Source organism: Streptomyces avermitilis MA-4680 = NBRC 14893 (assembly GCF_000009765.2).
GTDB classification, from domain to species: Bacteria; Actinomycetota; Actinomycetes; order Streptomycetales; family Streptomycetaceae; genus Streptomyces; species Streptomyces avermitilis.
In genome coordinates this window covers 3,429,839-3,451,577 of record NC_003155.5, presented here as the reverse complement: position 1 = coordinate 3,451,577, position 21,739 = coordinate 3,429,839, and the positions used below count along the sequence as shown (strand labels likewise).

General features: G+C 69.8%; 15 protein-coding genes. 6 read left to right on the top strand and 9 right to left on the bottom strand.

The features are described 5' to 3' along the window. Positions 1-2 precede the first annotated feature (2 nt). The 3 genes from SAVERM_RS14610 (at position 3) to SAVERM_RS14600 (ending at position 4,256) form a co-directional block, all read left to right on the top strand. Positions 3-317 (top strand): thioredoxin family protein, encoded by a 315-nt coding sequence (locus SAVERM_RS14610; RefSeq protein WP_010984240.1) that lies wholly within the window; start codon positions 3-5, stop codon positions 315-317. Positions 318-455: 138 nt separating this feature from the next. Next, positions 456-2,783, top strand: a complete 2,328-nt coding sequence (locus SAVERM_RS14605) for a HelD family protein (RefSeq protein ID WP_010984239.1) — start codon at positions 456-458, stop codon at positions 2,781-2,783. A 54-nt stretch (positions 2,784-2,837) separates the two neighbouring features. After that, positions 2,838-4,256: a cytochrome P450 family protein gene (locus tag SAVERM_RS14600; RefSeq protein ID WP_037651521.1), complete on the top strand. Its 1,419-nt coding sequence runs from the start codon at positions 2,838-2,840 to the stop codon at positions 4,254-4,256. On the opposite strand, the gene glgB is transcribed toward SAVERM_RS14600, so the two are convergent. The 5 genes from glgB to SAVERM_RS14575 all read right to left on the bottom strand — a co-directional run bounded on the left by glgB (position 4,253) and on the right by SAVERM_RS14575 (position 13,598). After that, the gene (gene glgB / locus SAVERM_RS14595; RefSeq protein ID WP_010984237.1) at positions 4,253-6,769 is read right to left on the bottom strand and encodes a 1,4-alpha-glucan branching enzyme; all 2,517 of its coding nucleotides are present in this window, start codon (positions 6,767-6,769) and stop codon (positions 4,253-4,255) included. The two genes, SAVERM_RS14600 and glgB, sit on opposite strands and share 4 nt — an antisense overlap. 52 nt (positions 6,770-6,821) lie before the next feature. Beyond that, complete coding sequence (locus tag SAVERM_RS14590; protein WP_010984236.1) at positions 6,822-8,222, bottom strand: maltokinase N-terminal cap-like domain-containing protein; 1,401 nt, start codon at positions 8,220-8,222, stop codon at positions 6,822-6,824. A gap of 100 nt (positions 8,223-8,322) precedes the next feature. Next, positions 8,323-10,041 carry a maltose alpha-D-glucosyltransferase gene (treS, locus tag SAVERM_RS14585; protein ID WP_010984235.1) on the bottom strand — a complete coding sequence of 573 codons (1,719 nt, stop codon included), beginning with the start codon at positions 10,039-10,041 and terminating at the stop codon, positions 8,323-8,325. Further along, positions 10,038-12,143 (bottom strand): alpha-1,4-glucan--maltose-1-phosphate maltosyltransferase, encoded by a 2,106-nt coding sequence (locus SAVERM_RS14580; RefSeq protein ID WP_010984234.1) that lies wholly within the window; start codon positions 12,141-12,143, stop codon positions 10,038-10,040. The genes treS and SAVERM_RS14580 overlap by 4 nt, the downstream gene beginning before the upstream one ends. 246 nt (positions 12,144-12,389) lie before the next feature. After that, positions 12,390-13,598 (bottom strand): S8 family peptidase, encoded by a 1,209-nt coding sequence (locus SAVERM_RS14575; RefSeq protein ID WP_010984233.1) that lies wholly within the window; start codon positions 13,596-13,598, stop codon positions 12,390-12,392. Between the two features lie 466 nt (positions 13,599-14,064). On the opposite strand from SAVERM_RS14575, the gene SAVERM_RS14570 reads away from it, so the two are divergent. Further along, entirely contained in the window at positions 14,065-16,701 is a 2,637-nt protein-coding gene (locus SAVERM_RS14570; protein ID WP_010984232.1) for a glycosyltransferase family 1 protein, read from the top strand. A gap of 183 nt (positions 16,702-16,884) precedes the next feature. Continuing rightward, positions 16,885-17,388, top strand: a complete 504-nt coding sequence (locus SAVERM_RS42330; protein ID WP_137865251.1) for a hypothetical protein — start codon at positions 16,885-16,887, stop codon at positions 17,386-17,388. A 100-nt stretch (positions 17,389-17,488) separates the two neighbouring features. On the opposite strand, the gene SAVERM_RS14565 is transcribed toward SAVERM_RS42330, so the two are convergent. Both SAVERM_RS14565 and SAVERM_RS14560 read right to left on the bottom strand, forming a co-directional pair. Continuing rightward, positions 17,489-17,677, bottom strand: a complete 189-nt coding sequence (locus SAVERM_RS14565) for a DUF397 domain-containing protein (RefSeq protein WP_010984231.1) — start codon at positions 17,675-17,677, stop codon at positions 17,489-17,491. Positions 17,678-17,688: 11 nt separating this feature from the next. Further along, on the bottom strand, positions 17,689-18,543 hold the full coding sequence (locus tag SAVERM_RS14560) for a helix-turn-helix domain-containing protein (RefSeq protein WP_010984230.1): 855 nt from the start codon (positions 18,541-18,543) through the stop codon (positions 17,689-17,691). A 223-nt stretch (positions 18,544-18,766) separates the two neighbouring features. Here SAVERM_RS14560 and SAVERM_RS14555 point away from each other — a divergent pair, with 223 nt between their 5' ends. Next, the gene (locus SAVERM_RS14555) at positions 18,767-19,237 is read left to right on the top strand and encodes an ATP-binding protein (RefSeq protein ID WP_037649781.1); all 471 of its coding nucleotides are present in this window, start codon (positions 18,767-18,769) and stop codon (positions 19,235-19,237) included. A gap of 18 nt (positions 19,238-19,255) precedes the next feature. On the opposite strand, the gene SAVERM_RS14550 is transcribed toward SAVERM_RS14555, so the two are convergent. Continuing rightward, positions 19,256-19,762, bottom strand: coding sequence for a DUF1990 domain-containing protein (locus SAVERM_RS14550; protein WP_010984228.1), 507 nt, complete (start codon positions 19,760-19,762; stop codon positions 19,256-19,258). 102 nt (positions 19,763-19,864) lie between these two features. Further along, complete coding sequence (locus tag SAVERM_RS14545; protein WP_010984227.1) at positions 19,865-21,529, bottom strand: M4 family metallopeptidase; 1,665 nt, start codon at positions 21,527-21,529, stop codon at positions 19,865-19,867. Between the last annotated feature and the right edge of the window lie 210 nt (positions 21,530-21,739).

The window sequence follows — 21,739 nt, the reverse complement described above, 5'->3', positions numbered from 1 at the left end:
GCGTGACCGAAGTGACGGATGCGGACTTCGAGGCGGAGGTGATCGGCGCGGACCTGCCCGTGCTGGTGGAGTTCACGGCGGACTGGTGCCCGCCGTGCCGGCAGATGGGGCCGGTTCTCAGCTCCCTCGCCTTCGAGGAGGGCGACCGGCTCAAGGTGGTCCAGCTGGACGTGGACACGAACCCGGAGACGACGAACGCGTACAAGGTGCTGTCGATGCCCACCTTCATGGTGTTCCGGGGCGGTGAGCCCGTGAAGTCGATGGTGGGGGCCCGGCCCAAGCGGCGGCTGCTGGAGGAGCTGGCCGACGTGCTGTAACCCGCCCGACCACAAGAAATCCCCCGAGCGCAATTGCGCTCGGGGGATTTCTTTGCGTATATTCAAGAGTTCGCGACTTCAATGGAATGAGGTCGCAAAGAAGTTCACTGGGCACAGTATATCCGGGCGGGAGCGGAATTGTCAAACAGCGGCTCTAACACAGAAGGCAGCACGGCCGGCGCGGTATTTACCGACGATGAATTGCGGCTTGAGCAGGAATTCATCGACGGACTGTACGCGCGCGTGGACGCCCTGCGCGGTGTCACCGAGGTCTCCGTCACGGACGCGCTCGCGCAGGGCAACACGCCCATGCAGGCCAGGCTGGAACGGGACGTCCTCGTCGCCGAGCGCTCGGGGCTGCTCGCCGCGCTGAACGCGGTCGACGAATCGCTCTGCTTCGGCCGGATCGACCTCACCTCGGGGGTCAGCCACCACATCGGCCGCATCGGCATCCGCGCCGACGACACCGAGCACACCCCGATCCTGATCGACTGGCGGGCCCAGGTCGCCCGCCCCTTCTACCTCGCCACCGGGCACACCCCGATGGGCCTGCGCCGCCGCCGGCACCTCACCACCGACGGGCGCCGGGTCACCGACCTGCACGACGAGCTCCTCGACCTCGGCGACGCCACGAGGACCGGCCACGAGGACCCGACGGGCGACGCCGTGCTGCTCGCCGCGCTCAACTCGGCCCGCACCGGCCGGATGAGCGACATCGTGCAGACCATCCAGGCCGAGCAGGACCGGATCATCCGTGCGCCGCACCGCGGGGTGCTGGTCGTGGAGGGCGGCCCGGGCACCGGCAAGACGGCCGTCGCCCTGCACCGGGCCGCCTTTCTCCTCTACGAGTACCGGGAGCTGCTCGCCAAGCGAGCCGTCCTCATCGTCGGCCCCAACCCCGCCTTCCTCGGCTACATCGGCGAGGTGCTGCCCTCGCTAGGCGAGACGGGCGTGCTCCTGGCGACGGTCGGCGAGCTGTTCCCCGGTGTGAAGGCGACGGCGGCCGACAATCCGCGGGCGTCCGCGGTCAAGGGCCGCGCCGAGATGGCGGAGGTGCTCGCCGAGGTCGTACGCGACCGGCAGGCGCTGCCCGACCCGGTGATCACCATCGAGCACGACCGGGACGTGCTGATGCTCGACGACGGTCTGGTGCGCGTCGCCCGCGACCGCACGCGCGAGGCGAAGCTGCCGCACAACGTGGCCCGCGAGTACTTCGAGGGCCACATCCTCAACACGCTCACCGACATGGTGGCCGAGCGGATCGGCACGGACCCCTTCGACGGCTCCAACCTGCTGGACGCCGCCGACATCACCCAGATCCGGGACGAGCTGGCCGAGAACCGCGAAGTCTGGTCGGCCATCGACCGGTTGTGGCCGAGGCTGACTCCGCAGCGGCTGGTCGCGGACTTCCTCGCCGAGCCCGAGGGGTATGTGTCCGCCGAGGACGCGGCCGCGATCCGCCGTCCGGTCACCCGGGCGTGGACCACGGCGGACGTACCGCTCCTCGACGAGGCGGCCGAACTGCTCGGCGAGGACGACCGGCTGGCCCGCGCCCTCGCCGACCGCGAACGGAACACCCAGGTCGCGTACGCGCAGGGCGTGCTGGACGTGTCGTACGCCTCGCGTACATATGAGTTCGAGGACAAGGACGAGGAGGACTCCGAGGTTCTGTCCGCGCACCACATCATCGACGCCGAGCGGTTCGCCGAGCGGCACGAGGAGGAGGACCACCGCAGCGCCGCCGAGCGCGCGGCGGCCGACCGCACCTGGGCGTTCGGCCACATCATCGTCGACGAGGCGCAGGAACTGTCGCCGATGGCGTGGCGGCTGCTGATGCGGCGCAGCCCGACCCGCTCGATGACCCTGGTCGGCGACCCGGCGCAGACCGCCGAGGCGGCGGGCGTCGGCTCGTGGGAGGAGATCCTCGCCCCCTACGTCCAGGACCGCTTCGACCACACGCGCCTCGCCGTCAACTACCGCACGCCGTCCGAGATCATGGACATGGCGGCGGCCGTGGTCCGGGCCGAGCGGCCCGGCTTCGAGCCGCCGAGTTCCGTGCGGTCGACGGGCGTACGGCCCTGGGTGCGCGCCACCGACGACCTGCCCAGTGCCGTCGCCGAGGCGGTCGCCGAGCTGACCCCGGCGGAGGGGCGGCTCGCGGTGATCGCACCGCGCGAGCTGCACCGGAAGCTGGCGGCACGCCTCGACGGCGTCACGGCGGGCGCCGAGCCCGATCTGACCCACACGGTCGTCCTCCTCGATCCGCGCCAGTCCAAGGGCCTGGAGTTCGACTCGGTGCTCGTGGTCGAGCCGGCCCGCTACGGCACCAGCGACCTGTACGTCGCGCTGACCCGCGCCACCCAGCGGCTGGGTGTGCTGCACACGGGCGAGCTGCCGAAGGCGTTGGCGGACGGGGAGCCGCACCCGGCCGACGGCACACCCGCCCCGGGTATTACCAAGCGGTAACAGTTAAGGCTCCGGTCACCGCTCGTGCACGGCCGGTGCGGTATGCGTAGCGGTATGGAAGCCCAGCCCTACGCGACCGCCCCGGCCGGCAGCCCCAGGCTCGAGTCACTGCGCGTGGAACCTCTGCTGACATCGGAGTTCGACGCCGACCCGGCCGGCGTGTACGAGCGGCTGCGGCGGACGTACGGCCCGGTCGCGCCGGTCGGCCTGATGGGCGTGCCCGTCTGGCTGGTCCTCGACTACCACGAGGTCCTGGAGGTGCTGCGCGACGACAGCCAGTGGCGGCGCGACATCCGGTACTGGCGGGCGCGCGCACAGGGGCAACTGCCGCGCGACTGGCCCCTGCTCGCGGGCTACGAGGTGCGGCAGACCATGTTCCTGGACGGCGACGAGCACCACGCGGCCCGGCTGACCCACCACTCGGCCCTGCGCCCCTTCCAGGACGGGCACAGCCCGCAGGGGTGGGAACTGCGGGCGGCCGTCGCCCGGTACGCGGACGAACTCATCGCCCTGCTGGCCGCCGAATCGGGCTCCGCCGGGTACGCCGATCTGGGCGCGCAGTACACCAGACCGCTGCTGCTGATGGTCACCGGCAAGCTGTTCGGCTGTCCGGTGGGACTCGGCGACGAGCTGGTCATGGACCTGTGGCGGATGCTCGACGGCGGCCCGGACGCGGGCCCCGCCACCGACCGCGCGGCCGCTGTCATGACCCGGCTCGCCGCCCACCGCAGACAGCGCCCCGGCGACGACCTCACCTCGTACCTGCTCCTCGCCGACCCGGGCATGACCGACGAGCAGCTCGGCCGCGAGCTGTTGATGAACGCCGTCTACCTCAACGACATCACCGGCAACATGGTCATGAACACCCTGCTGGAGGTGCTGCGCGGCAACGCCACCGTCCGCCGCAGCGTGTCGGACGGGCACCTCGGCGAGACCTTCCACCGCGTGGCGCTGGTCAACCCGCCGGTGGCCAACATGTGCTTCCGCTTCGCCGCCGGGGACGTGCGCCTCGGCGCCTTCTGGATCAGGGCGGGCGACGTCGTCTCCCCGTCAGCCGCGGCCGCCCACCAGGACCTGCTGACGATCGGCACCTCCCCCCTCGGTGACGCCACCGCGAGCACCCGCGCCCATCTGGGCTGGGGAGCGGGACAGCACCAGTGCCCCGGCGCGGCCCGCGAGCTGGCGGGCATGATCGTGACCACGGCGGTGGGCCGGATCTTCGACCACTTCACCAAGGCCGAACTCACCCTTCCGGCCGACCAGTTGCCCTGGCGCTCCGGCCCGGTCGTACGAGGTCTGCGGCTGCTCCCGGTCCGCTACGAGCTGAGGGGGACGCCGTCGGAGTCCCACCCCGTGCCGCCGCCCCGGCACGACGGCGAGGCACCGGACACCGCGCCCACCGCCGACCACCGCTCCAGAGGCCTGCTGTCGGCGCTGCGCCGGCTGATGACCGGTACGGGAAGGGCGGGTTAGGCCGGTCGCAGCCAGAGCGTGGAGAGCGGGGGCAGGGTCAGCCGGATGCTCGCCGGGCGGCCGTGGCGGCCCTGCGGTTCGGGCTTCACCGGGTGCGGGTTGGTGACGTCGCTGCCGCCGTAGCGGGCGCCGTCGGTGTTGAGCGTCTCGTGCCAGGCGGGGATGTCGTCGGGGACACCGAGGCGGTAGTCGTGGCGGACGACCGGGGAGAAGTTGCTGACGGCGAGGAGCGGGGTGCCGTCGGCGGCGTGGCGCAGGAAGGCGAAGACGTTGTCCTCGACGGCGTCGCCGGTGACCCAGGCGAAGCCGGACGGGTCCGTGTCGCGCTCCCACAGAGCGGGTTCGTGACGGTAGACGGTGTTCAGGTCCCGCACCAGATCCCGCATGCCCCGGTGGTCGGGCTCGGCACCGTACGCCGGATCGAGCAGCCACCAGTCGGGCCCGTGGGTCTCGGACCACTCCGCGCCCTGGGCGAACTCCTGACCCATGAAGAGGAGTTGCTTGCCCGGATGGGCCCACATGAAGCCGAGATAGGCCCGCTCGGTCGCCCGCTGCTGCCACCAGTCGCCCGGCATCTTCGACACCAGTGAGCCTTTGCCGTGCACGACTTCGTCGTGGGAGATGGGCAGGACGTAGTTCTCGCTGTAGGCGTACACCATGGAGAAGGTCATCTCGTGGTGGTGGAACCTGCGGTGCACGGGCTCGTGCTGCACATAGCCGAGGGAGTCGTGCATCCAGCCCATGTTCCACTTCAGGCCGAAGCCGAGGCCGTTGTCATGTGTGGCGCGGGTGACGCCCTCCCAGGCGGTGGACTCCTCGGCGATCGTGACCACGCCGGGCACCCGCCGGTAGACGGTGGCGTTCATCTCCTGGAGGAAGGCGACCGCGTCCAGGTTCTCCCGGCCGCCGAACTCGTTCGGGCTCCACTGCCCTTCCTCGCGGGAGTAGTCCAGGTAGAGCATCGAGGCGACGGCGTCCACGCGCAGCCCGTCGATATGGAATTCCTCGCACCAGTACACGGCGTTGGCGACGAGGAAATTGCGCACTTCCCGGCGTCCGTAGTCGAACTCCAACGTCCCCCAGTCGGGGTGCGCGGCCCGCAGCGGATCCTCGTGCTCGTAGAGCGGCCGCCCGTCGAATTCGGCCAGGGCCCAGTCGTCGCGGGGGAAATGGGCGGGCACCCAGTCCATCAGGACGCCGACGCCGGCCCGGTGCAGGGCGTCGACGAGGTATTTGAAGTCGTCGGGGGTGCCCAGGCGGGCGGTGGGGGCGTAGAAGCCGGTGACCTGGTAACCCCAGGAGCCGCCGAAGGGGTGCTCCGCGACGGGCAGCAACTCGACGTGGGTGAAGCCCAGGTCGGCGACGTAGGCGGGGAGCTGTTCGGCGAGTTGACGGTACGTCAGTCCTGGCCGCCAGGACGGCAGGTGGACCTCGTACACGGAGAACGGCGACTCGTGCACGGGACGCTCGCCGCGCGCGGCCATCCACGCCTCGTCCGCCCACGCGTAGTGCGACGCGTGCACGATCGACGAGGTCCTGGGCGGGGCCTCGGTGCGGCGGGCCACGGGGTCGGCGCGCAGGGTCTTCGAGCCGTCGGGGCGGGTGATCTCGAACTTGTACAGCTCGCCCTCGCCGACGCCGGGCACGAACAGCTCCCACACGCCGGAGGAGCCCAGCGAGCGCAGGGGGAAGGCGGTGGCGTCCCAGAAGTTGAAGGTGCCGGCCAGTCGGACGCCGCGCGCGTTCGGCGCCCAGACGGTGAAGCGGGTGCCGGGCACGCCCTGGTGCGTCATCGGTTCGGCGCCGAGCGCCGTCCACAGCTCCTCGTGCCGGCCCTCGTTGATGAGGTGCAGGTCCAGCTCGCCGAGCGCGGGCAGGAAGCGGTAGGCGTCCTCGGTCTCGTGGACCGTGCCCTCGTAGGCCACGTGCAGCCGGTAGTCCGGTACGGCGCGCAGCGGCAGCAGGCCGGTGAAGAAGCCGGCGCCGTCGTCGTGCAGCTCGGTGCGCAAGTCGTCGGTGACGACGGTGACGGACAGCGCGTACGGGCGCAGCACGCGGAAGGCGACCCCGCCGGGCACGGGATGCGCGCCGAGCACGGAGTGCGGGGCGTGGTGCGTGCCGGACAGGAGCCGGTCGCGGTCGTCGGGGGCGACGGCGGGGGAGACGGGCGCTTCGGGGATGTCGAGGGCCGCCTTGACCACGGCTTTCCTGGGCACGGCCTTCTTGGACACGGCCCTCTTGGACACGGCCTGCTTGGGAACGGCCTGCTGGGGAACGGTCGCTTTGGCGGCGGCCTTGTCGGCCACGGCCTTCTTGGCGGTCGCCTTCCCCTTCCCGGTCTTCTTCGTCACCGCCCCCTTCGCGGCCGTCGCCTTCGCCGCCGGCGTGGCCTTCTTCCCAGCCGTCTTCTTCGCGGCAGCCGCCTTCTTCGCACCGGTCTTCTTCGCACCGGTCTTCTTCGAACCGTCACCGTTCTGGTTCGCGCGGTCGTCGGACGGAGGACGGGGGATCACGGCGAGTGCCTCCTCGGCAGGGTCGGCAAGGTCAGCAGGGTGGCGCGGAGGTTCACGGTGCGGCGTCGGCGGACAGCCGGTGTACCGCCGCCATCGGCACCGGCAGCCACTCGGGGCGGTGCCGGGCCTCGTAGACGACTTCGTAGACCGCCTTGTCCGTCTCGTAGGCGCGCAGCAGCACGGGGTCGGTACGGGGATCGAGCCCGGAGATCTCGGCGTAGCCGGTGCAGTACGCGGCCCGGCAGGTGTCCGCCCAGCCGGGCACCCGGGGTTCGTGCGAGTGGGCCGCGTAGTCGAAGGAGCGGAGCATGCCGGCCACGTCCCGCGCGACGGGCTGTGGCAGCCGGCGCTCGGCCAGCGACTTCGACGGCTCGCCCTCGAAGTCGATCAGCGACCAGGTGCCGGACGGCGACCGCAGACACTGGCCCAGATGCAGGTCGCCGTGGATGCGCTGGGCGTTCCAGGTGCGTCCCTCGGCGGCCAGCTCGCCCAGCGTCTCGAACGCGGACCGCAGGCCGGGCGCGTACGTCCGCAGCGTGGGCACCGCCTGCGCGGCCGCCTCCAGGCGCTCCGTCATGCCGTCGACCAGCAGCCGCACCTGTGCGTGTCCCAGGGTGACCGGGGGCGTCGCGCGGGCCAGCGCGGTGTGCACCTCGGCCGTCGCGCGCCCGAGCGCCCGCGCCTGGGTGCTGAAGTCCTCGCCCTTGGCCAGTTCACGCAGCGCCAGTTCCCAGCCGTCGGCCGCGCCCTTCACAAAGGGCTGGAGTACGCCGAGGACGTACGAGTCGTCGGGGCCTTCGAGGTCGGCGAGCAGCCAGGCCGTCGGCGCGGGCACCCGGGGGCAGCCCTCGCGGGCGAGCAGTAACGGCAGTTCCAGATCGGGGTTGACGCCCGGCACGATCCGGCGCAGCAGCTTCAGGATGAACGTATCTCCATAGACGATCGAGGAGTTCGACTGTTCCGCGGTCATCAGGCGCGGCATCAGTCCGTCGGGTATCTCCTGCCGCGTATCGCGTTCGAAGCGCAGTTCGCCGATGCGGGCCCGTGCCCGCAGCGCTTCGAGGAGCACTTCGGCGGGGCGGGGGTCGTGGAGAGCCTCGTACACGGTCCGCCCGGCGAGCGGACCGTCGTCCGGATGTCCGATGAGCGCGGGCGCCAGCCGGGGTGGCAGCGCCTCGCGCACGCCTATCAGGAGCTGGTAGCAGTCCCCGGGGTGCGTCATCGCGCCGTGGGTGGGGACATCCGGCTGATGGGCCCGTACGAGGAGGTGGAGCAGGCCCAACTTGGCGGTGGGCGGCAGCAGTTCGGTGGCCGCGACCAGTGAGAACCCGGTGACCGGCCGCCCCTTGCCCGCGAACCAGCGTTGCCGCGGCAGCCACTCCCGCAGCAGTGGATCGAGGGACGCAAGGAGCCCGGGACTTGTCCTGGTGGCACGAGTGACGGCTTCCGACATGGCGTCGCGTCCTTTCCCCAGGGACCCGGAGTCCTGGGGATTCGGGGTTTTACTGATGGGTGCCCCGGGCGGGTCGGTGTTATCCGCCCCGCCCGAGGTTCTAGACGGCGTCCTTGCGGAGCCGGAACCAGTAGAAGCCGTGGCCTGCCAGGGTCAGCAGATACGGGAGTTCCCCGATGGCCGGGAAGCGGACACCGCCGATCAGCTCGACCGGATGACGGCCGCTGAACGCCCGCAGATCCAGCTCCGTGGGCTGCGCGAACCGGGAGAAGTTGTGCACGCACAGCACCAGGTCGTCCCCGTTCCCCCCGGTCGAGGGGGCCTCCCGCAGGAACGCGAGGACGGCCGGGTTCGAGGACTGGAGTTCGGTGTACGAGCCGAGGCCGAACGCCGGGTTCTGCTTACGGATCTCGATCATCCGCCGGGTCCAGTGCAGCAGCGAGGACGGCGACGACATCGACGCCTCCACGTTCGTGACCTGGTACCCGTAGACCGGATCCATGATCGTGGGCAGATACAGACGCCCCGGGTCGCAGGACGAGAAACCCGCGTTGCGGTCCGGCGTCCACTGCATCGGAGTGCGCACCGCGTCCCGGTCACCGAGCCAGATGTTGTCCCCCATGCCGATCTCGTCGCCGTAGTAGAGGATCGGCGAGCCGGGCAGCGACAGCAGCAGCGCGGTGAACAGCTCGATCTGGTTGCGGTCGTTGTCCAGCAGCGGCGCCAGACGCCGGCGGATGCCGATGTTGGCCCGCATCCGCGGATCCTTGGCGTACTCCGCCCACATGTAGTCGCGTTCCTCGTCGGTGACCATCTCCAGGGTCAGCTCGTCGTGGTTGCGCAGGAAGATGCCCCACTGGCAGCTCGACGGGATCGCCGGCGTCTTCGCCAGGATCTCCGACACCGGATACCGCGACTCACGCCGCACCGCCATGAAGATCCGCGGCATGACCGGGAAATGGAACGCCATGTGGCACTCGTCGCCGCCCGAGGGGAAGTCGCCGAAGTAGTCGACCACGTCCTCCGGCCACTGGTTCGCCTCCGCGAGCAGCACCGTGTCCGGATAGTGCGTGTCGATCTCCTTGCGCACCCGCTTCAGGAACTCGTGCGTCGCCGGCAGGTTCTCGCAGTTGGTGCCTTCCTGCTGGTACAGGTACGGCACCGCGTCGAGGCGGAAGCCGTCGATGCCGAGGTCGAGCCAGAACCGCAGGGCGGAGACGATCTCCTCCTGCACCGCCGGGTTCTCGTAGTTGAGGTCGGGCTGGTGGGAGAAGAAGCGGTGCCAGTAGTACTGCTTGCGGACCGGGTCGAAGGTCCAGTTGGAGGCCTCGGTGTCGACGAAGATGATCCGGGCGTCCTGGTACTGCTTGTCGTCGTCGGCCCACACGTAGTAGTCGCCGTAGGGGCCGTCGGGGTTGCTGCGGGACTCCTGGAACCACGGGTGCAGGTCGCTGGTGTGGTTCATCACGAAGTCGATGATCACGCGCATGCCGCGCTGGTGGGCCGCGTCCACGAACTCGACGAAGTCGGCCAGGTCACCGAACTCGGGCAGCACCGCGGTGTAGTCGGAGACGTCGTAGCCGCCGTCGCGCAGGGGGGACTTGAAGAACGGCGGCAGCCACAGGCAGTCCACGCCCAGCCACTGCAGATAGTCCAGCTTGGCGGTCAGGCCCTTCAGGTCGCCGACACCGTCGCCGTTGCTGTCCTGGAAGGAGCGGACCAGGACCTCGTAGAAGACGGCGCGTTTGAACCACTCCGGATCGCGGTCCTTGGCGGGCGTGTCCTCGAAGGTGTCCGGGACGGGCTCGTTGACGATCATCGTGTGGGTGACCCTCCGATCTGCGGTGAGGACGGTCGCAGGACGGTGAGAACGTGCGCGGGCCGGTGCCCCGGCTCCAGACGCACATAGTTGGCCCTGCCCCAGTGGTAGCTCTCCCCGGTGAGCTCGTCGCGCACCGGCACGAACGCGGCCCAGTCCAGACCGAGTTGCGGCATGTCCAACGAGACCGTCGCCTCCTGGGTGTGGTGCGGATCCAGGTTCGCCACCACCACAACCGTGTTCGATCCACTGCGCTTCGAGTAGGCGATCACCTCTTCCTTGTCGGTGTGGTGGAAGTGCAGGTCGCGCAGTTGACGAAGGGCGGGGCTGCGCCGCCGGATCTCGTTCAGCGAGGTGATCAGCGGTGCGATGCTGCGTCCCTCGCGCTCGGCCGCCGCCCAGTCCCGCGGGCGGAGCTGGTACTTCTCCGAGTCGAGGTACTCCTCGCTCCCGCCGCGCACCGGGGTGTTCTCGCACAGCTCGTAGCCGGAGTACACCCCCCACGACGGCGACAGCGTCGCCGCCAGCACCGCCCGCACCTCGAAGGCCGGCCGCCCGCCACGCTGGAGGAACTCATGCAGGATGTCCGGGGTGTTGACGAAGAAGTTCGGCCGCATAACGGCCGCCGCCTCCCCCGACAGCTCGGTCAGGTACTCCGTCAGCTCCCGCTTGCTGTTGCGCCAGGTGAAGTACGTGTACGACTGCTGGAAACCGACCGCCGCCAGCGCCCGCATCATCGCCGGCCGCGTGAACGCCTCCGCCAGGAAGATCACATCCGGATCCGTCCGGCCGACCTCCCCGATCACCCGCTCCCAGAACACCACCGGCTTCGTATGCGGATTGTCCACCCGGAAGATCCGCACCCCATGGCCCATCCAGAACCGCAGGATCCGCACCGTCTCCGCGATCAGCCCCGGCATGTCCCGGTCGAACGCGATCGGATAGATGTCCTGGTACTTCTTCGGCGGATTCTCCGCGTACGCGATCGTCCCGTCCGGACGGTGATGGAACCACTCCGGATGCTTCTCCACCCACGGATGATCGGGAGAGCACTGAAGCGCGAAGTCGAGGGCGATCTCCAGGCCCAGGCCCCGGGCCCGCCGCACGAACACGTCGAAGTCCTCGATCGTCCCGAGGTCCGGGTGGACCGCGTCGTGACCGCCCTCGGGCGAGCCGATCGCCCAGGGCACCCCCACGTCGTGGGCGGCCGCCGACAGGGTGTTGTTGGGGCCCTTGCGGAAGGTGCTGCCGATGGGGTGGATCGGCGGGAGGTAGACGACGTCGAAGCCCATCTCCGCGATGGCGGGCAGCCGCTCGGCCGCCGTACGGAACGTGCCGTGCACCGGCCGGTCCACGCGGCCGCTCTCCGAACGCGGGAAGAACTCGTACCAGGAACCGAACAGCGCCCGCTCCCGCTCCACCAGCAGCGGCAACGGCTCCGACGACGTGAGCAGTTCACGCAGCGGATGCCGCGCGAGAACCTTGTCCACCTCGGCAGTGAGCGCCGCGGCGAGCCGGGACGCGGCGGGGCGCCCGGTGTCGCGCAGGGCGTCGGCGGCGGCGAGGATCACCTCCCGCCTGCCCTTGCTCTTCGGTACTCCGGCGGCCGCCCGCTCGTACAGGCCCGCGCCCTCCGCGAGGACGAGTTCGGTGTCGATCCCGGCCGGGATCTTGATCCCGGCGTGACGGCGCCAGGTGGTGACCGGATCGCCCCAGGCCTCGATGGTGTACGTCCAGCGGCCGGCGGCGGTCGCGGACACGGTGGCGCCCCAGCGGTCGGTGCCGGGGGCGAGTTCGCGCATGGGGGTCCAGGGGCCGCTGCGGCCCTGCGGATCCGTGAGGACGACATTGGCGGCGACCGCGTCATGGCCTTCGCGGAAGACCGTGGCGGAGACCTCGAACTCCTCACCGACGACCGCTTTGGCCGGGCGGCGCCCGTGGTCGACGAGCGGACGGATGTCGAGGACGGGGATGCGTCCGATGCCGGGGGTGGTGCCCGCGGAGGGTGTCTCCGGGGCGGGTGGACCGGCGTCGCCCCTGCGTATGGGGGGTGAGTCGGTACTGGACGCCGGGGGTGCCGGCGAGTGGTGCGTTGCGGGCATGACCGCTCCTGTCCGCATCAACGTGGGTGGGCGGATGAGGGTGTGGGGAGGTGGGGCCTGCGGGTGTACCGGAGGAGCCTTCCCACCCTATTCGGGTGGGCAATCCGGCACTTTGTTAACTACTCACGCGTATGTCTACACACAAGACCAGCCGTGTGCGGTGAGGTGCGCAGAAGACCGGCCTTACCCGGTGTGGGCGAGGCCGGTCAGGGTACGCGTGTCCGGTTAAGAGCGGTCAAAACCGGGTCAAGGGCTGTTCACCTGGAGCAGTTTGTCCGGTGAGCCGGGGCCGCCGCCCGAGATTCTCCCCGTGGCCGCCCGGGCGGCGAGCGCCTTGCTGACCTGGGCGGGTGTGGCTTCGGGATGCGCGGCCAGTTCGAGCGCTGCCGCGCCGGTGACGTGCGGCGTCGCCATCGACGTACCGGAGAAGGTGGCCTTCGCGGTGTCGCTCGCGTTCGAGGCGGAGGTGATCGCCACGCCCGGGGCGAACAGGTCCAGGCGCGGGCCCCAGTTGGAGAAGCTCGCACGGGCGTCCTTCCGGTCGCCGGCGCCGACAGTTATGGCCTGTTTCACGTGGGCCGGGGAGTACAGGCCGGCCGCGAGTCCGTCGTTCCCGGCCGCGACCGCGTAGGTGACGCCGGAGGCGATGGAGTTGCGTACGGCGGCGTCGAGCTGCGCGTTGGCGAAGCCGCCCAGGCTCAGATTGGCCACGGCGGGCTTCTTCGCGTGCCTGGTCACCCAGTCGATGCCGGCGATGACTCGGGCGGTGGTGCCGGAGCCCTCGTTGTCGAGAACGCGTACCGCGACGACTTTGGCTTGTTTGGCGACCCCGTACGTGGTGCCCGCGATCGTTCCGGCGACATGCGTGCCGTGCCCGTTGCCGTCGCCCGCCGTCCGGTCGCCGTCGACGAAGTCCCAGCCGTAGCTCGCCCGGCCGCCGAAGTCCCGGTGGGTGACGCGGATACCGGTGTCGATGACGTACGTGGTCACGCCGGCGCCGGCGCCCGAGGACTCCGGCCAGGTGTAGCCGTGGTCGAGCGGCAGGTCGTTCTGGTCGATCCGGTCCAGGCCCCAGGAGGGCGGGTTCTTCTGGTAGTGGTCGAGAGCGACCTCGGTGTCCTGCGCCACCGAGGCCACGCGGGGGTCCGCCGCGAGCCGCCGGGCCTGCTTCTCATTGGCCTGCACCGCATAGCCGTTCAAGGCGGCACCGTAGATGTGGCTGATCCTCGCCCCGTACTTCCCGGCGACGCTCTTGCCGGCCGCCGAGGGCGCGCTCGTTCCCCCCTTGAGTGTCACGAGGTAACTTCCGCTGACGGAACCGGGATCGCCGGCGCCGAGTATCCGCCCCTGCGGGGCTGCCTGCGCGGGCAGGGTGACGGCCGAAAGCACCGCGGCGGTGGTGACCGCGGTCAGGCCTCCTGCCCAGCGCAGACGAGCGCTGCTCGTCCGTGCCATGGCTTGGGTTCCCCTCCTCGACTCGGCGTGCTCCGACCGGTTTTCGCCCGCGTCCGGACGGCCCGGGCCGACACGCCACTGGGCAGCCTCTCGTGCGGTGTGAACCGCCACAAGGTCGCGCAGGCGGGCGGAATCGGCCATATCGTGAGAGGGGCGCACGAATGGCCCAGGGGGCGCTCGTCTTGCCCGTGGGGCGCGCGTGGCGGCCCGTGGCGGGCACCCGATGGCCCGCGGCGGGCACGTGATGGCCCGTGGCGGGCACGTGTTGTGAAGGCCGCGGTGAATTTCTGCCGAAGGGGGAGCGACGGGCAGGGGGCGCGCTTCATGCGCCGTAGTTGCCGAGGCGCCCGCACCGCTACCGTCGTGGGTGAACAAGGGCCGCACGAGGAGGTGCGGCCCTCAACCGGGCATGTCCTCCGTACGCCCTTCGTACGTCCTCCGTACGTCCTCCGTGAAGGTGGAACTCGTGAAGGCCATCCGTAGGTTCACCGTACGTCCCGTACTCCCCGACGCCCTTCACCCGCTCAGCGATCTGGCGCGAAATCTGCGCTGGTCGTGGCATGCGGAGACCCGTGAGCTCTTCCAGTCCGTGGACCCCGAGCGCTGGGCGGCGTCGGACGGCGATCCCGTACGGCTGCTCGGCAGCGTCCCGCACGCGCGCCTCGCGGAGCTGGCGGAGGACCGCCGCTTCCTGCGCAGGCTGGGCGCGGCCGCCGACGATCTCACCGACTACGTGACCGGCGACCGCTGGTACCAGTCGCAGGCCGAGGCCCCGTCCCGCGCGGCCGAACTGCCCGCCGCCATCGCCTACTTCTCACCGGAGTTCGGCGTCACGGCCGCGCTGCCGCAGTACTCCGGCGGCCTCGGCATCCTCGCCGGGGACCATCTGAAGGCGGCCAGCGACCTGGGCGTGCCCCTGATCGGGGTGGGCCTGCTGTACCGGCACGGCTACTTCCGCCAGTCGCTGTCCCGCGACGGCTGGCAGCAGGAGCACTATCCCGTCCTCGACCCGCACGAACTGCCGGTGGTGCCGCTGCGCGAGGACGACGGCGCCCTGGCCCAGGTCTCCCTCGCCCTGCCCGGCGGGCGGCGGCTCCAGGCCCGGATCTGGCTGGCCCAGGTGGGCCGCGTACCGCTGCTGATGCTCGACTCGGACGTCGAGGAGAACGACCACGGTGAGCGCGGTGTCACCGACCGGCTGTACGGCGGCGGCAGCGAGCACCGGCTGCTCCAGGAGATGCTGCTGGGCATCGGCGGGGTGCGCGCGGTCCGCACGTACTGCCGGCTGACCGGTCATGCCGAGCCGGAGGTCTTCCACACCAACGAGGGGCACGCGGGTTTCCTCGGCCTGGAGCGGATCGCCGAACTCTGCGACACGGGGCTGGACTTCGACGCGGGCCTGGAGTCGGTGCGGGCGGGGACGGTCTTCACGACCCACACGCCGGTCCCGGCCGGCATCGACCGGTTCGACCGGGAGCTGGTGGCCCGCCACTTCGGCCCGGACGCGGAACTTCCGAGGATCGACGTGGAGCGGATCCTGGGGCTCGGCATGGAGACGTACCCGGGCGGCGAACCCAACCTCTTCAACATGGCGGTGATGGGCCTGCGGCTGGGCCAGCGCGCCAATGGCGTCTCGCTGCTGCACGGTCAGGTGAGCCGGGAGATGTTCTCGGGCCTGTGGCCGGGCTTCGACCCGGACGAGGTGCCGATCACCTCGGTGACCAACGGGGTGCACGCGCCGACCTGGGTGGCCCCGGAGGTGTTCCGGCTGGGGGCGCGGCAGATCGGCGCCCAGCGCACCGAGGACGCGATGACGGTGGGCGGCTCGGAGCGCTGGGACGCGGTGGCGGAGATTCCGGACCAGGACATCTGGGACCTGCGGCGGGTGCTGCGGGAGCAACTGGTGACCGAGGTGCGGGAGCGGCTGCGCGCGTCCTGGCGGCAGCGCGGGGCGGGCACGGCCGAACTCGGCTGGATCGACGGGGTGCTCGACCCGGACGTCCTGACGATCGGCTTCGCGCGCCGGGTCCCCTCGTACAAGCGGCTGACGCTGATGCTGCGGGACCGGGACCGGCTGATGGACCTGCTGCTGCACCCCGAGCGCCCGGTGCAGATCGTGGTGGCGGGCAAGGCGCACCCGGCGGACGACGGCGGGAAACGCCTGGTCCAGGAGCTGGTGCGGTTCGCTGACGACCCGCGCGTCCGGCACCGCATCGTGTTCCTGCCGGACTACGGGATGGCGATGGCGCAGAAGCTGTACCCGGGCTGCGACATCTGGCTGAACAACCCGCTGCGCCCGCTGGAGGCGTGCGGGACGAGCGGGATGAAGGCCGCGCTCAACGGCTGCCTGAACCTTTCGGTGCTCGACGGCTGGTGGGACGAGTGGTTCCAGCCGGACTTCGGCTGGGCGATCCCGACGGCGGACGGCACCGCGACGGACGAGGACCGCCGGGACGACCTGGAGGCGACGGCACTGTACGACCTGCTGGAAGGGCGCGTCGCCCCCCGCTTCTACGAGCGGGGCCAGGCCGGTCTGCCCGACCGCTGGATCGAGATGGTCCGCCAGACACTGACGCATCTGGGTCCCAAGGTGCTGGCGGGGCGCATGGTGCGCGAGTACGTGGAGCGTCTCTACACCCCCGCGGCCCTCGCGCACCGGGCGCTGACCCCGGAACCGGCACGGGAGCTCGCGACCTGGAAGTCCCGGGTACGGGCGGCCTGGCCGCGGGTCACCGTCGACCATGTGGAGACCTCGGTGGCGACGACGACGGCGGAGCTGGGCACGACGCTGTCACTACGGGTCCGCGTGGGCCTCGGCGACCTCGACCCGGACGACGTCGAGGTCCAGGCGGTCGCGGGCCGGGTGGACGGGCAGGACCGCATCACGGACGCGACGGCGGTCCCCCTGAAACCGGTGGGCGGCCCGGACCTGGAGGGACGACGGGTGTACGAGGGCCCCCTGTCCCTGGACCGCACGGGCCCCTTCGGCTACACGGTCCGCATCCTGCCGACCCACCGCCTCCTGGCGACGAGCGCGGAACTGGGGCTGGTGGCGGTGCCATCGGAGGATGTGGGGGAGGGGGCTGGGGTTTTGCTGCGGTGACACCCTCAAGGGCACGGCTACGCATACGAGTTTCACGACTCACTGCTGCGTAGCCGCCAGGTTCAGACCCCGACCCCAGTCGGCGGACGACTGGGGTCCCTGAACCTCTACGACGACCGCGGACGAGCCGGCCGACGGGTCGACGAGCCTGACCCACAGGTAGATGTCTGAAAAGAGAACCTAATGAACGGTGCAGCTGCTCCTCGCAAGCTGGATGAACTATTCCAGGAGTCGGGCGGCCGTCCTGTCGAACGCGATGGCGAAATGATCCATATGGCCTATCGAATTCCCGTAGGAGTAGAGACTTCCAAGATTCGACTCGAGTTCTCCGGCTTTGTCGATGAGCCGGTTCAGGGGGTCTGCCTTCAGGTCGGCGAAGGGGTGCTTTCGGTTGAAGGAAGGTCGCACCCCGGGTTGGTATTTTGGATGGATGCGGCGCCATCTGTCGTTGATATGGGAGTCAACGCCGAGAAGGGTTCTACCCTTCAAGTCTGGAACTGTTGGCGGGGCAAGTTCGGCGAGCGTGCGGCATGGCTCGGAAACGCTGGAATGATCTGCGATGTGGTCCGTGAGGGCGAGTATAAATTTTCTTGCAGTAGCGGTACGGGGGAGGCTTTCTTTGGGTCCATGCAATTCGCTCTGCGTGTGGGCAAGGTGGTTGGCAGTGGGCGAGAAATAGAATCCTGACTTATGGAAACCCTAAGAATCTTCCGGCTGTATTGCAGCTCTGAGAGTTGTGCGACACCGAACCGGCGGCCCAGGGCGCCTGGGTCAGCTGTTTGGGGTGTCAGCGTCGTTGGCTGTCTTCTTTGAGGGAGCGTATGAGGGAGAGCAGCGGGTTGCGGGTGGTGGTCAGGATGACGTCAGGGTCGTCGCTTTCGCGGAGGTGAACGGTTCCGGTGGGGGTGGCGGCGACGTAGACGCAGTTCGAGCCGTCGGGGCTGTAGGTGGACTTCTGCCAGGCGGATATGTGCACGTCGGCCCCTTTCAGTGGCTTTGCATGATGTGCTCGATGAACTTGCGTGACTCGGCGGGTTCGAGAGCGCAGTTTTCCATGCGGTCCAGCACGGTCCGGTATTTCGCCAACTGTGCTTCCGTGTCCAGGAATTCGCAGCCGCCGTGGTGGGTGTCCAGTTGGACCGTGTCGAGCTGGGGGGTCGGGCCGACCGCGTAGTCGAAGGACTGGCCGTTGCCGGGGAAATGCGGCGAGGTGAAGGGGATGACGCGGATGGTGATGTTGTCCTGCTCGCTCCGCTCCAGCAGGTGGGCGAGCTGATCCCGGGCGACGTCCGCGCCCCCGTACTGCATGCGCAGGGCCGCCTCATGCAGAAGTGCCGTGTAGGGGAGTGGGGCCGAGCGGTTCAGGATCTCCTGCCGCTTGATGCGGTACGACAGGCGGTGCTCGAGCTCGTACGGCAGGAAGGGCGGGACCGCTTCGCGGAGCATGGCTCGGGCGTGGTCCGTGGTCTGGAGCAGGGCAGGGATGTGCAGGGACAGGGCCACGCGCAACTCGGTTGCGTGGTGCTCCAGTTCGGCGAGATCGGCCAATCCGGCGGGCAGATACTCCCGGTACTCGTCCCACCAACCCCGGGTACGGCCCCCGGTCATCTCGGCCAGCGCCTCGATCAGAGCCGGGTCGGCGCAGCTGTATGTGCGGGCGAAGGTGCGTACGCGGTCGGCGCTGACGGCGTAGCGGCCGGCCTCGATGCTGCTGACCTGAGCCTGCTTGAGGCCAAGCAGGTCCGCGGCAGCGGTGGATGTCAGTCCTGAGTGCTCCCTGAGCCTGCGCAGCTCGGAGCCCAGTCGTTGTTGGCGCAGTGTGGGAGTGGTGCTGGGCGGCACTGGGCCCTCTCTCGGCGGTGTGTTCCTGCGGGTCACCCACAGGAGGGAATTATGAATCATCACCTTCGTTCGATGTTAAGTATCACATCACGCCCTCTATGGTGTGTCCCACGTCGCTCAACCTCCCGCGCCGATAAGCCGGAAGCGCACCACAGCCCTGGCACTGCCACCGCGCGGCGCTGCCGTCGAGCGAGCCCAAGCCCCTTCCACTCCGGAGCCGTTCATGGTCACCGTAACCCCGCCCGACACCTGGGTATACGCCCTTCGCCTGCCCCATGACCCCCGCGCCGCACGCGTCGCACGTATGACCGTGCGGGCCACGCTGTCCGGGCACGGTATGGGTGAAGTCGTCGATGTCGTCGAGCTGTTGACCTCCGAGCTCGTCACCAACGCCTACCGGTACGCCAAAGGGCCTGCATCCCTGCGGCTGACGGCGCTGGGAGGAGGACGGTTGCGGGTCGGTGTGTGGGACAGCAGTCCGCACATTCCTGCCCCCTTCGACCGGCCGCCCGGAGACCGTGTCCCGTGCGCGCCGGTGGACGCCGTTGGTGGGCGCGGTCTCTTCCTCGTACAGGAGTACGCGGACTGGTGGGGCGGCTGGCGCCTCGGCGATGACCAGATGGGGCACGGTGCCGGGAAGCTGCTGTGGTTCGAAGTGGGAAGGAGGAGGGCGGTGGCGGAGCGCCGCGTGTAGGACGGGCGAGTCGGGCACTCAGTCCGCAACCGACTCGCACAGCCTCCGCAGCACCACCCCGCACCGCCGCGCGTACGCGTGCTGCAAGCCTCGCGTCGCCGCGCCGCCCGCTCGGGCGTACCACTTGGCCGCGCGGCTGAAGGCCGTGATCGTGAGCCAGACCGTGCCGTCGCCCGTTCTGTTCACGACGAAGGCTTCTTCGCCGCACTCGGGGTGGCCGGAAAGCGTGCCGTACGCCCAGCCGGCGCGGCGGGGTTCGTCGACCGTCCAGACCACCCGGCACGGGGCCTTGATCATGCCGGCCAGGGAGACCGTGACGTCGACCCCCGGGGCGGCCGCGTCCGCGGACGCGTCAATACCGACGCCCATGGCGCGGTGCATCTCCCAGGTGACGACCGCGTGGGACGCCCGGCGGAACACCTCTTCGCCCTCGCCTATGCGCGTGCGCACGTGCAGGGAGTGGAATCCCGGCGGGCAGTACCCGTTCTCACGGGTCGCGCCGACATCCTCGTACGTGAAGGACATGGGGCACAGCCTAGGGCGGCACCCGGAGTCACCTTCTCTCCGGGTGCCGCCCTGTGCGAAATACGGCCGATCAGTCGATCAGTCGACCAGCCGGCCAGTCGACTAGCTGACGTTGACCGCCGACCAGGCCGCCGCCACCGCCTTGTACTCGGTGCTGGTGGAGCCGTACAGCGCCGAGGCCGCCGAGAGGGTGCCCGTGCGGGCGGCCGCGTACTTGGTCGTCGACGTGAAGTACGTCGTCAGAGCCTTGTACCAGATCTGCAGGGCCTTGGCCCGGCCGATGCCCGTGACCGTGGAGCCGTTGGACGTGGGGGAGTTGTAGGTGACCCCGTTGATCGTCTTCGAACCGCTGCCCTCCGAGAGGAGGTAGAAGAAGTGGTTCGCGACACCCGACGAGTAGTGCACGTCGAGGTTGCCCACGCTGGAGGACCAGGAGTCCGCCGAGCCGCCGTCCTTGCTGGGCTTGTCCATGTAGCGCAGCGGGGTGCCGTCGCCGTTGATGTTGATCTTCTCGCCGATGAGGTAGTCGCCGACGTCGGACGAGTTGGCCGCGTAGAACTCGACGCCCGTGCCGAAGATGTCGGAGGTCGCCTCGTTCAGGCCGCCGGACTCACCGCTGTAGTTGAGGCCCGCGGTGTTGGCGGTGACGCCGTGGCTCATCTCGTGGCCCGCGACGTCCAGCGAGGTCAGCGGGTGGGTGTTGCCCGAGCCGTCGCCGTAGGTCATGCAGAAGCAGCTGTCGTCCCAGAACGCGTTGACGTACGCGTTGCCGTAGTGGACGCGGGAGTAGGCGGCGACGCCGTTGTTCTTGATGCCGCTGCGGCCGAAGGTGTTCTTGTAGAAGTCCCACGTCACCTGCGCGCCGTACGCGGCGTCGGCGGCCGCGGTCTGGTCGGTGGTGGAGCTGGAGGCCGCGCCGGTGCCCCACGTGTCGTCCGCGTCGGTGAACAAGGTGCCCGCGGAGGAGGTGGTGGTGTGCGACTTGTTGTACGTCTTGTGGCTGCCGCGCGTCCCGTCGGTCAGCTGGTACGTCGACCCCGACAGCGTGGTGTTGAGGGTGACCGTGCCCGAGTAGAGGGTCTTGCCGGTGCCGGTCTCGATGGCCTGGTACTCGTAGAGCTTCTTGCCGGTGGCCGCGTCGGTGATGACGTGCAGCTGGTTCGGGGTGCCGTCGTCCTGGAGGCCGCCCACGACGGTCTCGAAGGCGAGGGTCGGCTTGCCGTTGCCCGCCCAGATCACCTTGCGCGGCGCCCGGTCGGCCGAGGTCTTCTCCGAGCCGGCGGACTTGGCGACGGTCAGGGCCTGCTTCTCGGCCTTGGCGGAGGTGATCTGCGGCTTGAGGGAGGCCACCTTGATGGTCGCCTTCGTCGCCTTGGTCACGCCCTCGGTCGTGCCCGACTTCGACTGGTGGACGACCAGGTCGCCGCCGAGGACCGGCAGTCCGTTGTACGTGCGCTCGTAGCGCGTGTGCAGCGTGCCGTCGGCGTCCTTGACGACGTCTCTGACGACCAGCTTCTCCTTGGTGCCGAGGCCTATCTGCTGGGCCGTCTCCGGCGTGGCGGCTTCGGCCTTCTTGATGAGGGACGTGCGCGCCGCCGCGGACAGCTGGAGCGGGGCGCCGGCGAGGGTGGCCTTCTTGCCGGCGTCGGACACCGGGGTCTGGGCAGAGGCACCGGTGGTCACACCGGTGGCGAGCAGGGCTCCGGCGGCGACAGCGGTGGCGATGGCCAGAGTGGTGCGCTTGTGACGCGCGTAGAGGGAGGTCACGCAAGCTCCTTTGTGGGGGCGGCCGAACGACGTGGGGTAGCCGTACGGACGGGTGAAGTTGCGGTGCGGGTGAGCCGTGCGGTGGAAGAGTGACACCTAGGGCGCGTACATGTCATGACCCCAAAGGAACGTTGGCTGAAAATCGTCCGTTGGGTGAAGATCCGTGTACGCAATGCGGACCTGATCTTGGGTATGGCGGCAACCAAGGAG

What these genes read in the sequence shown, in the direction of transcription:
- SAVERM_RS14550 (WP_010984228.1), bottom strand. Translation starts at nt 19,762, where the DNA reads ATGTCCTTCACGTACGAGGATGTCGGCGCGACCCGTGAGAACGGGTAC.
- SAVERM_RS14580 (WP_010984234.1), bottom strand. Translation starts at nt 12,143, where the DNA reads ATGCCCGCAACGCACCACTCGCCGGCACCCCCGGCGTCCAGTACCGAC.
- SAVERM_RS42330 (WP_137865251.1), top strand. Translation starts at nt 16,885, where the DNA reads ATGAACGGTGCAGCTGCTCCTCGCAAGCTGGATGAACTATTCCAGGAG.
- SAVERM_RS14575 (WP_010984233.1), bottom strand. Translation starts at nt 13,598, where the DNA reads ATGGCACGGACGAGCAGCGCTCGTCTGCGCTGGGCAGGAGGCCTGACC.
- SAVERM_RS14600 (WP_037651521.1), top strand. Translation starts at nt 2,838, where the DNA reads ATGGAAGCCCAGCCCTACGCGACCGCCCCGGCCGGCAGCCCCAGGCTC.
- SAVERM_RS14555 (WP_037649781.1), top strand. Translation starts at nt 18,767, where the DNA reads ATGGTCACCGTAACCCCGCCCGACACCTGGGTATACGCCCTTCGCCTG.
- treS (WP_010984235.1), bottom strand. Translation starts at nt 10,041, where the DNA reads ATGATCGTCAACGAGCCCGTCCCGGACACCTTCGAGGACACGCCCGCC.
- SAVERM_RS14590 (WP_010984236.1), bottom strand. Translation starts at nt 8,222, where the DNA reads ATGTCGGAAGCCGTCACTCGTGCCACCAGGACAAGTCCCGGGCTCCTT.